Below are 18797 nucleotides of genomic sequence, written 5' to 3' on the forward strand. Positions count from 1 at the left end.
CAATAACCAGTTTGCAAAATAACAAAAAATAATTGAAACTTACAACAATTTAACTTTCAAATTTGCGAATTAAGCATTTTTCAAAGATTTAGACGCAAAAAACAGAGCCAAGGAGGAACTATTCCTAAAGGAATAATAAAAAGAAAAACGGGAATGCCCGTCAAAGCATTCCCGTGAGAATTATGTTAGGGGAAGTTTTTTACTTCACCAGCATACCATTGATAGCATACTTGCCATTGATGATGATGCGACCGTTCTTCAGCACCTTGGTAGGAGCCTTCACCTTAGCAGCGGCATTCACCTCAGTGATACCTGTAACGGCATCAGCCTTGATGCGCTGGATCTTCAGGTTGTCAAACCAGCAACGACGATCAGCATTATTATAATCACTCTTTACGATAAACTTAGCCATCTTAGAACCATCAAATGCTACGGGAGTGGTAGTCTGTGATCCTTTTGCAGCCACAGTAGAACAATACATCAACTGTGTACCGTAGTCAACGACTACCTCAAAATGGGTCTTATTAGAAGCTGCGGCAATTGCTGCGTTGAAATTGTTACGATCACCGATTCCCGGAATATAAGTTGCAGAGTAATCCAGACCGAAAGTATTAGCACTTGCTTCTCTATTATACGAAGTGAAGAAGAACTCTGCAATAGCGTCTGTACCATTCTTAAGAACAAATCCAGCATACTTACCTACAAGATTACCGAAGTAGTAATCAAAGTCTATCTTCAGAATATCTGTACCACCAACCTGCTGATCTTCGGGGATATCCACAACGGCTTCGCCATTACCCACGCGGAGTGTGTCGGCAAGAATACGTTCGCCGTTGCTAAACAAACCTTGTCCATAAGTGGTACCAGAAGCATCTTCAGTATAGTTTGGCAATACCATCTGATTAACTGCACCAGGAATAATCCATTGAGATACATCGGTTCCTTCTACACTGACTGTAGTCTCTGTAGCCATTTGAGAGAAATCAATGTCAGCGACAGTTGCAATTGCACTTGCAGGAACAGTCGTCTTGAACAATTCAACAGCCTCTGCCAACTCGGCATTAGCAGCCACGATAGCAGCAGCATTCTCTTCGCTGTACTGACCAGCCTTCATCTGTGCCTGAATGCCCTTTGCCTTGGTAATAGCTGACTGAAGAGCATCCATGCCTGTAGCTGCATTATAGAGACGGTTACTCAAAGTAGCCTCAGCTCTGTCAATGGCAACCTGAATTGAAGCAAGCGTGTCATTCACAGCAATGAACTTCTTGTTAGCAGCAATGATATCCTTTACAGCTGCCTGATAGATAGTACATACTAAATAGCCAGTCTCTTCAGTGGTTGACTTTGCATAATCATCTTCAAAAGTAGCGATGATAGCATCCTGATCCATCAGCTCATAAGCAGCAATCTTTGTCTCAACAGAGTCAACACAAGCCTGCAGTTCTGCCTTACCCCAGAGATATTCTGCATTTGCAATATTCTCCTTAGCGGTGGTCAGTTGTGTGCGACCAGTAGTAATCTGCTCGCGTACATCAGCCTCATAGCCCAACTGTTTCTGGCTATACTGATTTTCGGTCTTACCAAAAATGGAAGCATTACGAATGTATGTTACAGAACCCTGTGTCAAATCCTTGTGAGTGTCCTTACAATATGCCTTAAAGCCAATCTCATATTTGCCGGCCTCTTTAATCTCTGCAGTAACAAAGAACTGACTCATCTTAGTAGGATATAGTCCCTTAACAACAGATGCGATAGTATCTGGAGTCTCCTGGCCGTCAACAATTTTCACAATATATGCTACACCATAAGCAGGCTTCAAACCATCTTCATCACTCCAGTCATTTTTCTTAGGCTCACGCAAACATGCCCTACTCTCGATACCAAAAACATAAGAACCGGGATCAAGATTTTTCTGTGTATAAACACCCATTGGGCTATCAGGAGAACCATTATTCCATTTTGCACCATTTTGGAAGTGACCTAAATCAGCGCAACCCTGGTCAGCTTTTTCCCAGAATCCACGACCTTCAGGCAGACAATTCCAATCACCCCAAGTAATGGCTTTCTGAACTTTTGCCAACCAATTGCTGAATTTAATATCGACTTTAGGAGTACCTGCACCATTCGTTGTTGCAGTGTAAGCACCATCAGGCAAGAAGTCGTCCATATTGGCCTTGATAAATTCATCAAGAACTTCCTGAGCAGTACCCAGAGCCTCATCCAACGTAGCCTGACCTGACTCGTCGCCGATAGCCTCAAGATTAGAGATAGTCTCATTCATAGAGAAATCATCAAGCAAGCCCTCTGGCCAGGCATAGCAGTTCTTGTAAATTTTCAGTTTCTCCAGCATAGCGTCACGCTGACGCAGGTCAGCAAACTGCACAGCAGGAGCAATCTGCACGTCAGCGATCTCGATGTTGGTAGCCATACCAGTGAATGAGATAAAATAGGTACGAGAAGTACCGTCACCTACGATAGCATAGTTGAAAGTCTGCCAATTATCGGTCAATTCCTCAGCAGTATTGACTACAAGCACATCATTAGTACCACCAAAAGTATTATCAGAGTTACCCTCAACCTTTGCAAGGTTTGTAGAAACGGCATAAGTCTTTACACGAGTTGAAACAGCTGTTGCACCTTTCATCTTGTAGCTTACGACATAAGCTGTACTTGCATCAGAAGGTTCAAACTTGAAGTACATACCTTCACCTGCAGTTGCATCGAGACTTACCACCGAGTTCAGACCCTCTGCATAGCCATTGGCATTAACATTGAAGTTGTCAGCCAATGTCTTGTCATTAGAAGCTGAAACTACAGTCCAACCTGATAAATCCTGGAATGCGTTGTTAGCATTCACATTAGCACCCGTAATCTGGAAACGTCCTTGAGGGGTATAGACGAACTCACCCCGCTCAAGTGCGTAACCTGAAGCGACTGCACTCATTGCCATAAAGGCCAAAAGTAAACGTTTTTTCATAAGTTTTGTTTTTAGTTGATATTTAAAAATGAATAATATTCGTAGTTTTCGGCTGCAAAGATAGTGCTTTTCTTGACTTACCGCAAGAAAAGCACTACCTAAAATTTGACTTTTTCCTATACTTTTTGTACTCTACTACCTAATAATGACCTTTTTACCACCACGAATGTAGATTCCTGCCTTAGTTTGCTGACCATTTATCTTGCGCCCCTGCAGGTCGTAAACATTCTTTGAATCAGCATCGATAAAAGAGGAACGAATGCCTGTACTAATTGCCGTTACGCTGATGATGCCTTCGCTGATACGACTGGTATCCCATGTATAGGCTTCTGGCAATTCGAACTTAGGCGTACCACTGAACGTGCCGCTGACTGTCCAAAGCTTTAATTCATCACCCACATTCAGTTCACGACTGGCAGTAAATGTCACCTTAATTGTTCCGTTTATGGTGAGGTTCTTCGTGGTAAGCGTAGAGTTTTTCGACGCATTCACCAGGAAGTTGACTACGGCACCATCGTTAACAGTAATGGTATTATTACAAGTAATAGTACCAGGAGAGGTTTCAATGACTGCCGAAGCGCAAGGAACCACTTCTCCCCCACTCTGCACACTCAGGTTGTTGAGCAGCATCTGTCCAGCTAGACGTCCACTGCCTTTCACGATGGTGTTGTTTGAACCATTCAGCAACGAGGCTGGCTTATACTTATAAGCTGCCACCGTACCATTCTCAATAGTGAGCACACCATTCATCTTACCTTCCGTCATCGTCATCTTACCCGTACCACGTTTAGTCAGAGGCGATGCGCTCACAGCTATCGTATTGCCATAGTCATCAGTACGTTCCGAGGTGATACCCACCTCAGTAGTCAGTGTAAAGTTCTCATCACAGTCCACAATCCATGTGCCCGTACCAACCAAGGCCCCCGTACCACCAAACTTCTTCACGCGGATGCTCTTGCCCTGATTCTGCAGGCGAGCATTGGCATTCACATTAACCACAGCCTTTGGCATACCGTTGGTATTACCCAACAGAAACTCTGGATCATAGCTCTTCTTGTTCTGACGGTTGTTCTTACCTATATTAATAGTACCCTCGAAAGCACTCCAGTTACCATTGAAGTAGGCTCGCACGCCACCTGTATAGACATTGAAAGTACCAGCACCTGTGAGTGTACCAGTATAGGTAGAACGGAATCCGCTGTAGAAAGAACCCGTCTTACCTTGTGGTACGACAAAATTTGTGGAGTTGTTGATATTGGTACTCTCGTTGTTTGCACCCCATATTGTGCCACCCTGGAACTCTACAGTTTTTGGCAGTGTCTCAGTGTATGACGAATTGTAATTGCTGGTTACAGTACCTGCCTTGACAACCAATTTGGCAAAGGTATTCGTCACCGTACCCAACTCCAGCGAACCAGCACCAGTCTTATTGACTATTGCACCACTGCCCTTGATGGCCTTGTTGAAGATAACACTCTTGCCATTGGGCACCTCTATCGTTGTTTCACCACTGACATTCAGCGTCTGGTCTGTGATGATTGTACCATTGGTTACCAACGTGGTACCATCATTCAGTGTGATTGGTGAAGATGCACTACCCAGTGAACCCCAATCCTGACCAGCATTATTAGCCAGCATAGCCACCGTCAGCTTACCACCATTGACAACTGTAGAGCCGATATGATTCCAGTTATTGAAAATGACATTCCCATTACCATTCTTGATGATGGATCCCATTCCTACGATACTATCACCAGAAAGCGTATAGTTCGTTGTCTCATTATTAAATGTCACCGACTTAGGACTGACGGCACCACTGATAACAACATTGGTAGAAGCTGCGTTATCATCGAAGACTACATCATCGCCTGAAGCCATATAACTGGCCTGTCCGTCATAAAGGAAGTTCTCGCTGACAGCCTGTTGCCAGATGCTGTTATCACTGATTCCATTCCATGTTACCTGTCCAGCCTCTCGCATGCCCTCAACAACAAGCAGCAGTTTACCATCCTGATAAGCCAGAGAAGCCTTGAGACTATTGCCTATGCCCTCAATGAGCAGATCAGACACATCACCATTAACACTACCGATAGAACCCAACTCGTAAGTGCCAGCTTCCAGTGTGCCTGCATAGTTAAGCAGAATCACAGGCGTCTTATAGCGTGGACCGAACTCTTTCCAGACGTCATCCGTTTTGGCTTCGACGGTCAGCGTATTGGCATTGATTTTATCCAGCTGTCCGTTGCTACCGTCAATGACGATGCGGGAACCAAAGCCCAGTTCCAACGTAGAGGCAGTAATAGCCCCCACATTATCCTTTCCGCCAGGATAAATGGTAGCGTTATAGTCAGCCTTCAAGCCTCCCATAAACTGTCCGCCATTACTAATCAGCGTGGTATGACGATTCAGCCACACAGGACTTGACTCCATCTTACCATCAAACACTAGTGTTCCCTGCCATACATTCGTCTCGCCAGTATGCTTCTCTGTGACATTAGGCAACACGAGAATGCCTTCACCTTGTTTAATAATACGCGTAGCACCACTAAAGGCACCACCAGTAAGCGTTGTGGTATAGGTCTCAACAGTCTGGGCAGGTTGCTTAGGGGTACTTGCCACAGCCTGCTGTGCGCCACTACCCTTCACCCATGCAGGTGCATTCACCGTTAATATATAAGGTGAAGCCCCATCGGCTACAGCGATAGACTTGTTCTCATAACCCGAAATCAGCAGATGGTCATCCGTAGTCTGAATAGTTCCCGATACCTCCGTACGTCCTTCCATCACTACAGCAGGAGGCTCTTTGGTGATACCCTCCATCTCACCAAGGAAGAAACTGGGGTGAGGCGGCTGGTTATAGCCTACCGACTGCCACGCCATGGCATTACGATATTCATGGTCGGCCCACAAAGTGGTGATACCCCAAGGGGAAGGATAACTCGTAGTCTGAATGATCAGTTTATCGCTGGTGCGGGTAACAATCTCCTCACGCCAGTCACCAAGGATATCGCCCAAGAAACAGGGATTGTTCTTTGAAGAGTTGTTCAGGTTACCCTGTCCCATCCAACAACGGCTGTTGGCATAACTGCGGTTTGTCCCTACCTCATTCTGACCAGGTGCCTTATAGACACATGGTGATTTCTCTGTACCTGGTGAGTCCATGAACTCGTCGAGCAAATCGCCATCCCAATAGACACGCATATTGACGTGATCATCAGAGAAGCCTGTGTGATTAGAAGCCTTATCAGCTACGAGACTGATGCCAGCCCCACCAGAGACACCTATAGCACCAGGAATATTATGATAGAAATTGCCTGCCATACAACGACCATTGTCACTGCCGCCACCTGTGGTATAGCGCAAGGTTGACGTAGTGGCATCGGTATAGGCAATGCCTGGCACCGTAGAACCCTCCAAACAGACGAACTGTTCCAATCCCCAACGATAGGGATCCAAATCACCGCAATGCTGGGCATCACCATGACCAAAGCCCGTGGTAGAGAGTCCATAGCCCGTATCGTCGATCATCATGGAGCCGAATACGATCTCATCGCGTCCATCCATATCCACATCAGCAATGGCGAAGTTATGGAAACCATTACCAAACCAAGGAGAATTGCCGTCGTAGCAATTCCAGCGCCAACGCTGCGTCAACTCGTGGGTCTCCTTGTTCACATCAAGGGCACAGAACTTATGGCGCGTATAACAGCCACGTCCCAAAAAGATACTGGCATTACGACCATCCAGATAAGGTGCACCAAAGTAATGCTTGGTTGCACGGTGGCCTGTATCGTTAGCACCCCAAACCGCAGCATAGTCGCTCTCGCCACTCTCAAAACGAGGTAGTGGATAGGCCTCAGGCGTCCAGTTGGCATTACCATCCCAAGCATAGGGCACACCCGTAGCACCATCCATATATAATAGGTATTCTGCACCAGCCTTGGTATATTCATCACGTGGCGCATAATAGTTCATGTTGCCAATCTGGATATCACCCTTCGTAGCCGTATGGATAATCATATTATCGGCACCACGCATCAGAGCCTCGGCCTTGCCGTCCTGATCCCAGTCATAGAGAATCAGGTCAAACTGCTCATCAGGTCCTGCCATCAGGTTGGGTCCCATATCTATGGACCAGAGCAGCGTGCCGTCCATCTTATAACACTCATGACGGTTGAAGTCGGTCTTGTTGGTTGACTCACGCAGATTACCAGAGTCGTTACGACGCTTCACCACGAACTCCATCTGTCCGTCGCCATCGACATCGGCCACCGAACAGTCGTTCAGCGTATAGCCAGAAGTCACATCATCGCCATTACGATTAGTCACCGCCGCCACAGGAATTTCCCAATACTGGTGATCCCAAGGCGTGCATGAAGCAGCCAGGTCAGTACGTTCCGTTCCCCTAATCACAGGCACCACCTTATAGACGGATGTCTTCGTACCACTATTGTCCTGATAGTTTGAAACCGTCAGGTTGCTGGCAATCTTCTCTGTGCCACGATACAGATTATATTTCGTGTCGTAGTATTCAGTAGGCAGGATACGCCAACTGACGAAAATACCAGTTCCAGACACGCCATAGCGATCATCCTGACCTGTCTTGTCACCCTGAGGAATAGCCACAAGACCACGTGACAGATTGTCGGCAATGCGCTGTGCATGAGCATTCACAGCTACCACAGCCATAAAAAGTCCCAATAACACCTTTTTCATATCTTTCTTTTTTTGATTTGTTTGTTTTCTCAGTTTACTTTCTTATCACCTGTTCAACGCCCTCTTCCGTCGGCGCATCCAGATGTCGTATCACGTCATTCTTCACGTCATCAAGCAGCACGGCAGGCCGATAGTCAGGAGTTCATAGCGGAAAGTCACATCATTCACATACAACCCATCTACATGACGGGCATAGAGTCCATAGGCAGGCGTCCATCCAGCGAATTTCGGCTCAGGATAGTTCGTGCCTTGTTCACGATAGTTCTTATCTGCCAAGTCCTTTGTGCCATCGCCTTTAAAGTAAAGACGAATGTTTGACAACCACACATTCTTCACAGGAACGCCAGGCATACCTGTAACGATGATGCTGCAAAGCGAGTCGCAGTCATCGGCTATGACATTGGATATCTGGATATCGCGAGCCGTAGAAGGTGTCGTCACCTCCTTGGGACCTCGATTTCGACAGCCCGTAGTAATATAAATAGGATAATGATGTACGTGACTCATCGTGATGTTCGACACCACGATATTCTCCATCCGGCCCTGATCCACCTCCTCGAAAGCCAGTCCACTACTATACATAAAGGTGCAGTTGGTAAGTGAGATATTGCGATAGCCGCCATTGCTCTCCGTGCCCAACTTAAAGCGTCCGCACACCCAGTTGACAGGTTCGGGGATATAGGTGCCGTCAAGCAACGTGCCACATTTATAGCCTGTGATATTACAGTTGCTGATAGCGATATGCTCACAGAGCACAGGCTTCTTCAGGGCATACGAGGACTTGAGCACTAAGGCATCGTCACGCGGTGTGTTGATACGACAATTGGTAATGGTCATATATTTACAACAGTCGATATCGAAGCCATCACGATTCGTGTCGATAGTTACATTATCAATGGTTGAGAGGTCGCATCCTGTCATGATAATGCCAAAGTGACCTCCACGATAGATGGTGATGTCACGAATCGTCACCTGGCGACATAGTTTCAGAGCGATAGCCTTGTCGCCTGTGCCGATAGAGCCACCCTGGATATTACCGCTATTCTCTGTATCCTTGTGCGTGAGTCCCTTACCGTCAATCATGCCGTGACCAGTGATGCTGACGTTTTTCTCGCCTTCAGCCCAGATCAGCGAATTATGGAAATAGGTATGTCCGCCATCCTGATACTCTGGGAAATCGAACGGCTCTGATGCGTCGTAGGCATTCATCTTTGCAGGTGCTGCCAAGATGGTGCAGCCAGCCGAAAGATGCAGGTCGATATTGGACTTCATCCTGATACTACCACATAGATAGGTGCCTGCAGGCAGTAACACCTGCCCTCCTCCATCGCGAACAGCAGCCTCAATGGCTGCATTAATCGCAGGTGAGTCCAGCGTTTGTCCGTCACCTTTAGCACCAAAATCACGCACGTTGTAAACGCCTGTGGCAGAAACTGCGCCACAGCACAAAAGAAAGAATAGTTGTATCAGTAGTTGTTTCATAGACGTAGTTGTTGGGTGCAAAGATAGTGCATTTATTGACTTAAAGCAAGAAAAGCACTACCTAAAATTTGCCTTTTACCTATAGTTTTTGAACAAACACGTTAAGAGAAAGGTATTATCTGCAACATTATTCTTATTTCCACGACGTGGGATAAGAAAACGACCCTCGCTCTGGAATCAGAAGCGAGGGCAGTAAGAGTTCTAAGGTCTATTTGCTCGACAATCAGGCGTAGTCTGGGACTATCAGAATACGCATGGCAGGGCAAGCAACTGGTAATAGAGGGTACGGGCCAAGCGCTCGTGCCCTTTATCATTGGGATGCAGGCGATCAGTGTCTGCATTGTTGAAATAGGAAGCGTACTGGTCCATCAAGGGGAAGAGTCCACCCAGGGCATTCCAGTCAATAACGGGGACTGCCCAGATATTGCCTGCCTGCTTCACAGCCTCAACATAGACATCCAGATACTCGCCACACTGGTTGGTATACGACTCGTCGCACTGCCAGTTCTTCTCGTTAGCATGGAAGTCGGCACGATGGATAGGCGTGAGGAGCACTATCTGCTTCGTGGGGAAGGTACGCTTCAGGGAGTCCATAGCGATATTGATACGTCCGCAATAGGTATTGGGATCCATTGACGGGGTGCGCTGACGGCGTGTCACCATCTTCTTAGGCTGTCCGTGTCCGTACTCCACCTGTGCCTCGTGCTCGTCCCACCACTTACCAACTGGCACACCATTATTATAGTCGTTGGTACCCATGAAGACAATGATGGCATCCACATCCTGTCCATGTTCACGGAGCAGCTTATCCGTCTGACGGGGGATATCGTTCCACTGGCGTCCACTCACGCCATAGACGTAGGCCTCGATACCGAGCCAGTCAGAGAGCAAGCCCCAGAATTTCTTCTTCGACGCCTTATTATTGGGGTCGGTAATAGAATCACCGAAATAAGCCACACGCTTACCCTGCCAAGGGTGCTGAACGATGGTACTGGGCTGGGCAAAGCCTAATGACAGTTGACATATGACAAATAAAGAACTAATCAGTAAACGTTTCATATCTTATTCGTTATTTATTTACAGGAATTACATAAAACTGTCGATTGGGACAGAAGTCTATCATCCACTGGTCAACGATGATGTGCTCATCGAGGGCTTTTATCTTCAACGTATGCGGACCCTTGGCCAGATGAACAGGTGTCTTATTCAACGACTGTCCCCGCAAGACACTCTGTTTCCAGCGCTCCGAGCGATAAGGCGTCTTCAGCGAGATGACGACAGGCTCTTGGTCATCAATCGTCACCTGATAACGCAGGTCGCCACGATTGCTGGGCTGGGTAGGTATCATCGCGGTATAGAGAACGGCCTCGCCCTCGGATGGGCTATCGAAATCGTACATAAGTGCAGCATCTTTTGTTAGAGCTACGGCATTCATCGAGTGACCCAGCATGGAGACTACAGACACGCCATTTGAGGCTGTCTGGTAGTCGCAGGCATTGCGGGCTATCAGGCGTCCTATGGAAGGATGCTGCGGGAACTTGGTATGCACTTTTCCAAAAACGGGCAGGTCGCGAGGGGCTGCCGACATCAGGCCACGCCATTTGCCGCCATTCATGGCATTATAGCGCTCTGTCAACTGTTGTATTTCCTCGTAAGCTTGCAAACTGGCGGGCTCATTAGCCAACATCTTCCGGGTCATTGCCGCAGCAGCATGAACGGGATAGAGCACATGGGCGAAGTAGGCATCCTGACGTCCCACATTCACCAACGGGCGCCAGGTATCAACAACTGCCTCTATACGGGCAAAGGCTTCCATGCGCTCATAGCCTTCCTGCAAGGAAAACTCCGTATAGTCAGGTACCGACTTTCCTCCAGGATACTTCTTCTTATCGAGTTCAACCTGCGTCCAGCCCATAAACTCTGGCTTACGAATAGCATTGAGATGATAGAACTCCTTCATAGCAGGAAAGACAGCATTACCAACCTGTGCTCCAAACTGCGTACAAAGCCAACGCTGCAAATGCAGATCTAGTGGAGAGTTTATATCCCATGCCAAATCCAGAAACAGCTCCAAATCATACGCCGCCACCTTCGGATCATGCACGTTGGCAATCCAAAGCTTACGACAGTTGTGGTCATAGGCCGTACGCATCTCATGATAGATAAGTCCGGGCTGGGTGGTAGTCAGCCATAAGTAATCATGGGGACGTCCCCAGTAAGAGAGATGATAATAGACGCCTCCCCCACCCCTGCGCTTCTGCTGGTTGGCATCGGGCAGGCGTGTCAAGTAACCATAGTTATCGTCGCACCACATCAGCGTGACATCATCGGGCACACGCAGTCCGCTCTCCATAATCTCGAGCACCTCCTTATAAGGAATAAAGACCTGAGGCACCTGCTCCACATTCTTACTGTAGTACTGCCGGATAAGTTGGCGCTGATCGTCGATGACCTGCTGAAGAGCCGCGAGTTGTTCCTGTTTGGTCTTCACACCTTCCATCGCCCCGTCGTGGATGCCACGCATGCCTATGGTAAAGAGTTTCTCTGAACCTTTCACCTCCTTCAGGCGTTCTATCCAATACTGTTGTACCTGCTGGTGATTGGTGATATAGTTATACGAGCCACGGGTATCACGGTTCCACTCTGCCACATTGTTTCTGAGCAAAGGTTCGCAATGGGAAGAACCTACAACAATACCAAACGAGTCTGCCATCTCACGATTACCAGGTACGGTAAAGAAGCCTGGCGTGCCTTCGTGCATAGCAGGCCAGATGGTATTGGCACGCAGACGCAACATCAGTTCAAAGAGCCGACGATAGGTCTGCGGTCCCATCTTATCCTTGGACCACTGACGCAGGCTCCAGTCCTCATCATTAATGAAGATGCCTCGATAAGCCACAGAAGGTGTATGCTCTATACAGAAGGTGTCGGCCACAGAGATTGGAGTAGATCGGGAATAGGGACGCACATCACCCCACCACACCCAAGGAGAGACACCAGCCATACGCGATAGCTCCAACAGCCCATAGGCCGTGCCACGGGCATTATGTCCCTCGACAACGAGTTGACCTTTCTGCACACTCAAACAGAAGCCATCATCACTGCCCTTGCCCTGAATGATACGGATGGCGGCCTCACGAGCCGCAACAGGTTTCATGCCTGTCACCAGTTGCATATCATCACAAAACATCCGGAGGGCTTGCTTCACAACAGGGTCAACCCTGCCTGCCAGTTGGTAACTGACAGAATGCTGCCCGTCGAACCACACCACATTGGAGGCCATCGAAGAAAGGCATACACCAAGAAAAAGGAGTATCAGTAGTCTGTGTCTCATCTTACTATTGAAGTATTGTTCCTGTCAGTGAATAACGGTGACCTGCCTGCTCTATCACAAGACGCCCGTTGACGATATGCTTAAAGGGGGTGCTGCTGCCAGCCACAGACTCACGGATGGCTTCCACGCCAGAGGTGACAAGACTGCCAGCCTCCAGTTTGATGCAGTCATAGAGAATGCCATTCTTGCCACCTGTGTTACTGGTCTGGAAGGTAATGAGGTTAGTGCCTACCTTCAGATCGGTGCAGGGGAAGTCAACGGTATAGAGATAATGGCGGCCGCTGTTCACGGCACTGCGATAGACTGAGGCATCCTTATAGCCTGGCTTCCACGTGGCTTTCACCGTACCGTTGAGCTTCACGGCAACAGTGGCTTTCTCACTGGCACATCCTGCGATAGAAGCCGTGAGGTAAGCACGCCCGGAGGGGCGCTCATCCACATTGAACTTCACCGTCCATGTGCCGTCCTTGGTCTGGGCATAATACCAGTCGGTATTCTCCTTGCTCTCGCCAATGGTATAGGTCAGCGTCTGTGGCACCTGTTCCCAAAGGCCATACTGACGGGGGACATCACTCAGGCAGAACTCGCTGCTGCGTCGGTCGTTCTGACCAATCATCCACAGCATCTCACTATATTTCTTGGGTGTCCACGAGATAGTGCCCAGGTCATTGTCGCCTGCGCTGACGGTGATATCATCCTGCTCCAGCATATCGGTCACCTCGCCAGCCTTCGCGTAGGCAAAGAGGTTATAGTCGCCAGGACGTACATGCTTCAGTTCAAAATCGCCATTTGCGTCGGTCAGTGTCCAGAACTGATAACCGTGCATCATTGTCAGGGGATCTTTTCCCTTCTCCTGAGCCAGGATAACACGTACGCTGTCGTTGCGCTGGCCTGTGGTCACATTCAGATGACCACGCACCGTACCGCGCTCACGGGGATAGAGGTCGTTCTCGAACCACTGGTAGGGCCACTCTGCCACCTCCTTTGCCCACTGGTTACGGGCACTGGTCACAGGATTCTTACTGTAGGTCGTGCAGATAAGGAACGGGCCATAGAGTTTCTGCTCGCCCTCGTTCAGCACCATTGCCTGTCCACCGAAGTGCTCGCCTTGCAACATCTGGATGGTGATGGGCGACTTACTGGTGGCATGGACGGTGAGTTCCTGACGCTCGCATCCGCCATTAATCCATTCGTAGCTCACGGGGATATTATAGAGGCCATAGTAGGTATTGTCACGCAGGCCGTGCAGGGTATCGCGCTCAATATAGTTGGCCCAGTTATATTTTGTATAGACACTACCATCGCTCAGATAATAGGTAGCGTCCTGAATCGTATTCTCTTCCTTTTCGGCAGTAGCCATCTCGCTATTCGAGGGGATACGTCCGTTCATGCGCCAGTCCACGTAGCCATTCAGCATATTGTCGCTCAGGCGGGCACAGACACGTGCCTCCTTGATTGGCTCGTTAGCAGAGGTTGCAGTACCCGTAGCAATGACATACGAATAAAGGCCGGGCACACCTTTACGCATGATAAATCCCTGTTCAAAAATGGTGTTGCCGGAGGTAGCGCTATAGAGCACCTCACAATGTTCAGCAGTATTCTTGATAACAGTCACCTTCGAGGGACTGAGACCTTTGTTGCCTTCGGATGTGGTATAGTCGAAATAGATGCCATTGCTCGACAGGAACTCTGTACCCTTACGCTGCAATGAACTGACACGTCCGTTGCTGTTAATGGTAATACTCCACGTGCCGTCAGACATCTTGGTTGTCATGCCGCTGACTGTCATCGTCACATCACCATCGGCTGCCATAGCACCCAACGACAGAAGAAAAGCAGATAATGATAGTAGTAGTTTAGTCATAAGTTTTAATAAAAAGCCACGAATTTCGCGGGGTATTCATCCAACGAAATTCGTGGCCGTATTGTTATATTTGAATTACTTTACCTGTACACCAACAGCGTTGAAGGTACCAGCTGCAGTCTGAATCAGGATGCGACCATCCTTAGCCACCTTGCGGGCCACAACCTTCTTAGCGTCCTTCACCTCGCTGATGCCATCGGGATCCTCAGGAGCATCGGTAGAAGCGTAGATCATGATTGCATCAAGACCTGTGGTATCATTACCACCAGCCTTCAGAGTGATATTAGTTGCCTCTGTGATCTCAAACAAGTCAGACTCGACCTCTGAGAAGTTTACGAGGGTTGATGTGAGATAAATCTCATTCTCTACGCCCTCACCCTTAGTCAGAGTTACGGTATAACCAAGAGCTGATGTTGCATCGAAGATCACGGCACGAACTTTATATGAACCGGGCTGCAATGTGCAGAGATTCACATCCTCAGCAAAATAAGCTGATTTACCCATAGAAGAACGCACTACGGCATTATTACTACCGCAAAGCGTAGCACCTGTGAGGTCCTCACCTTCTGAGAGGAATGCGACACCTGAGAAGGCGGTCTTGTTGTAGTTGACAACAAACGTTGTATCACCTTCGCCATTCTTCAAATCAAACGACTCTACGAATTCTGAACCTCTTGTTCCGTGAGTATAAGCATTGCCATCGGCATCAGTCAGCCAGAAAGGATATTTTACTTTAACGGTTGAACCAGTAGTACCTTCTGTCTTTCCTACAAGTTCTTTAAGAGTGACCTCTTTCTCCTCATCTACAAATTTTGCTACAACATTATAGTTGCGAGGAAGCTTTTCCTGACCTTCCTCAATAGTAATAGCAGTCATCAAGGTATTACCAATCTTGAAGGTCACATCGCCTTCAACCTGAACCTCAAATTTATGACTGGCCAGACCAGAACCCATAGGAATAGAGTCTTTCAATCCTGTAACAGTAGACACCAAGCCTTCTGGAGCAAGAGCGCAACCGTCCATAGCCTGAATATAAGTATTATTTTTTGAAGAACGTAAAGCGCTAAATGTAATAACATCGCCTACTTTACAATCGGGGATGACCAGCATTTGATTGTTGTTATTAAAACAAATGCGGTCTTTATATGAACCATTATTATACTCACCTACATAGAACGATTTATTGCCAAACTTAAACAGCAAATCTTCAGTCATAGGCAGGGCTGTACCATCTGGGAGCATGATCTCTTCGTAGTTACGGGAAGGAACATACCAGCGATTCTTGCTACCAACAGGCTGATACTTTGTCGCATCACCTTCGGTATTGGCATTACCCTCTTCCATAATTTGAGTACAAGATTTTTCGTCAATTACAAACGTCCATGACATTTTGCGCTCAGAACCACGAGTCTTGAAGTTCAGCTTGTAACCACCTTCTGCAGCAAGCTCAGCACCATCAACCTTCACAGATGTAATTGTCAAGGTATATTCTGTGCCTGGCTCCAAGCCGTAATCATCAGCAAAGTCAATAGTGATACCACTTGCGAGAGTACCCTCTGCATCAAAATCATTCTCAGGACCGAAATTACCTGCAATGAAGAGAGTTGACGCTGTAGGATCCTCAACTCCTGTAACATCAGGGAATGTCACAGTAATCTTACCTGTTGTGGGATTCAGCTTAGCACCATCCTTGATGCTAAACTTGATGTCGCCCAACACTACCTGAGCCATAGCGCTCATGCAGCAGAAAAATGCCATAAAGGCAAGCGTAGAAATTTTTCTCATTAGTACTTATGTTTAGTTAGATATATATCCGTAGTTTGGTAGAATCCACAGTGTGCGTACACCACAGAAGCGTTGCAAAGGTACATAAATTTCCATTAGCTTATTATAAAACAGTTCAAATTTTAAAAGATTTAACATTCTGCAATCTCAACTTTATTATAAAAGGTGTACCTTTGCAAATAAATGAGACAGGAATACTACATTAAAAACTAACGATAAATATGAAAAGAATCAAACTACAAACATTGACCCTATTGTCTTTGACGGCACTTAGCATCCAGGCACAACACACGCCTGCGAGCCAGATGGAGAAATTGGATCGCGGCCTCACGGTCATCCCATCGACTAACACAAAACATTTTATCTCGTGGCGTATGCTGGGCACTGACAATGAGGACGATATCCGTTTCGACATCCTGCGCAATGGCATTGCCATCGCCAAGGATGTCTATACAACTTGCTACGAGACAACGGGTGGCAACGCCAGTTCTGAATACCGGGTGGTGACGAAAGTGAACGGCGAGGCTGTTGACACTTCCAATATCGTGAAGCCCTGGGCCAAGAACTATCTGCCACTGACGTTAGACCATCCCGCAACAGGAGCCTTAGGCGGTACTTACTCGCCCAACGACTGTTCGGTGGGCGATGTCGATGGCGACGGGCAGTATGAGATATTTGTGAAATGGGACCCCAGCAACTCAAAAGATAACTCCCAGGGCGGCAAGACGGATAATGTCTATATCGACTGCTACAAGCTGGACGGTACCAAACTGTGGCGCATTGACTTGGGGGTAAATATCCGAGCCGGTGCCCACTACACGCAGTTCCAGGTATATGACTACGACGGCGACGGCAAGGCGGAGCTGATGTGCAAGACGGCACCCGGATCAAAAGACGGTAAAGGGCTTTACGTGAATCAGGCGGCTACCGACGAGAAGATAAAGGCGGCATCAAACACAAAAGACTGGCGCAACAGCGATGGCCGCATTGACGGCGGACAGGAATATCTGACCGTGTTCAACGGCCTTACAGGAGAAGCCATCCACACCATTGCCTACTACCCTACCCGCAATGCGAAAGCCGAACTGAGCGAGGCCACGGGCTCGTTCAACTGGGATGACCGTTCGGGCAAGACTGATAAGGCCAGCTATGGCAACCGCGGCGAACGCTACCTCGCCGCCACAGCCTATCTCGACGGACCCGACAGCAATCCTTCCGGCATCTTCTGCCGTGGCTACTATACCTACGCCTATGTCTGGGCAGTGGATTTCGATGGTACTCAGCTGAAGACACGCTGGCTCCACATGAGCGACACAAAGACGCAGTACAAGGTGATGGATGCCAGTGGCACCACAAAGACGTATACTGGAAAGACGTGTTTCTCCGGACTGGGACGCTACACAATGTACGCCAACGGCAACCACAACATGTCGGTTGCTGATGTCGACGGCGACGGAAAGGATGAGATTATCTGGGGTTCGGCAGCATGTGATGACGACGGAAAGATGCTCTATGCGGTAGGTTTCGGTCATGGCGATGCAATCCATCTGGCCGACCTCGACCCGGACCGTCCTGGTTTGGAACTGTTTGATGTACATGAGGAGAAAGGTACGTATGCCTGGGATATGCACGATGCTGCTACCGGAGAGATTATATGGAAGGGCGGACAGAGCGGACAGGATAATGGACGCGGCTGCGCTGCTGACATCGTAGCAGATAAGAGAGGACAGGAATTCTGGTCGGCTTATGGCGGATTTGACAGCAGTGCACGCATCCAGAACCCATTTAATGCCATCACAGGAACACAGGTGGGCACCAGCAAGCCGTCAATGAACTTCCGTATCTACTGGGATGGCGACTTGCAGGACGAACTGCTTGACGGTGTGACTATCTCGAAATATGGTGGTTCTACACTGGGCGTCGGTTCCACACCGATTGGCAATATCGGCAGTCCGTCATCATGCAACGGCACAAAGGCGACACCGTGCCTGTCGGCAGATATCTTCGGCGACTGGCGTGAGGAGGTTATCCTATGGAGCACTACCGACAATGCCACACTGAACATCTACAGCACTGTCACTACCAGCAACTATCGCATGCCTACCCTGATGCACGACCATACTTACCGTATGGGCATCTGCTGGCAGAACACGGCCTACAACCAGCCGCCTCACCTGGGCTACTACCTGCCTGATGCCATGCAGCCACTGTTCCTGGAGAAAGAGTTTACCGTCAACATGGGTGAGGAATTTGAATTTAACATCAAGACCCGCTACGTCAAGTCGGTGACGCTGAAGACCAGCACCCTGCCTGATGGTACCAAGAAATCATACCTTCTGCCCGATGGCATGACGCGCTCTTTCGACTCCAACAGCAAGATATACACGCTGAAGGGTGTCGCAGACCAGGCTGGCGACTATGAGATTGCCATAGGCTTAACGCAACTGGGCGGTGGCAGCGTAGCCGATACGATTACGATTCACTCGGTAAATACCACTGGTATAGAGATGGTGAACAACGAGCCTGTATCCAACGATTTGTATTACGACCTGCAGGGACGACAGCAAAAAGCCCTAAAGCCAGGCATCAACATTATCCGCCAAGGCAATAGGGCTAAAAAGATTTTCGTTAAACCGTAA

8 protein-coding genes are annotated in these 18797 nt (G+C 48.2%); 1 reads left to right on the forward strand and 7 read right to left on the reverse strand.

Going from position 1 to position 18797, the window contains the following annotated elements; genetic code table 11:
- Positions 1–199 precede the first annotated feature (199 nt).
- From L6468_RS11820 to L6468_RS11850, 7 genes are all read right to left on the reverse strand, one after another.
- Positions 200–2977 carry a hypothetical protein gene (locus L6468_RS11820; RefSeq protein WP_237793392.1) on the reverse strand — a complete coding sequence of 926 codons (2778 nt, stop codon included), beginning with the start codon at positions 2975–2977 and terminating at the stop codon, positions 200–202.
- Between the two features lie 135 nt (positions 2978–3112).
- Complete coding sequence (locus L6468_RS11825; RefSeq protein WP_237793393.1) at positions 3113–7693, reverse strand: rhamnogalacturonan lyase family protein; 4581 nt, start codon at positions 7691–7693, stop codon at positions 3113–3115.
- 102 nt (positions 7694–7795) lie between these two features.
- Positions 7796–9175 (reverse strand): rhamnogalacturonidase, encoded by a 1380-nt coding sequence (locus L6468_RS11830; RefSeq protein ID WP_237793394.1) that lies wholly within the window; start codon positions 9173–9175, stop codon positions 7796–7798.
- Between the two features lie 243 nt (positions 9176–9418).
- Complete coding sequence (locus L6468_RS11835; RefSeq protein WP_237793395.1) at positions 9419–10234, reverse strand: SGNH/GDSL hydrolase family protein; 816 nt, start codon at positions 10232–10234, stop codon at positions 9419–9421.
- A 10-nt stretch (positions 10235–10244) separates the two neighbouring features.
- A complete protein-coding gene (locus tag L6468_RS11840; protein ID WP_237793396.1) occupies positions 10245–12509 on the reverse strand; it encodes a glycosyl hydrolase 115 family protein in 2265 nt (754 codons plus the stop codon).
- A gap of 4 nt (positions 12510–12513) precedes the next feature.
- Positions 12514–14373 carry a polysaccharide lyase family protein gene (locus L6468_RS11845; protein WP_237793397.1) on the reverse strand — a complete coding sequence of 620 codons (1860 nt, stop codon included), beginning with the start codon at positions 14371–14373 and terminating at the stop codon, positions 12514–12516.
- Between the two features lie 75 nt (positions 14374–14448).
- Positions 14449–16158: an Ig-like domain-containing domain gene (locus L6468_RS11850; protein WP_237793398.1), complete on the reverse strand. Its 1710-nt coding sequence runs from the start codon at positions 16156–16158 to the stop codon at positions 14449–14451.
- A 221-nt stretch (positions 16159–16379) separates the two neighbouring features.
- Here L6468_RS11850 and L6468_RS11855 point away from each other — a divergent pair, with 221 nt between their 5' ends.
- Positions 16380–18797 carry a rhamnogalacturonan lyase gene (locus tag L6468_RS11855; protein ID WP_237793399.1) on the forward strand — a complete coding sequence of 806 codons (2418 nt, stop codon included), beginning with the start codon at positions 16380–16382 and terminating at the stop codon, positions 18795–18797.

It is taken from the genome of Prevotella communis (assembly GCF_022024115.1).
GTDB classification, from domain to species: Bacteria; Bacteroidota; Bacteroidia; order Bacteroidales; family Bacteroidaceae; genus Prevotella; species Prevotella communis.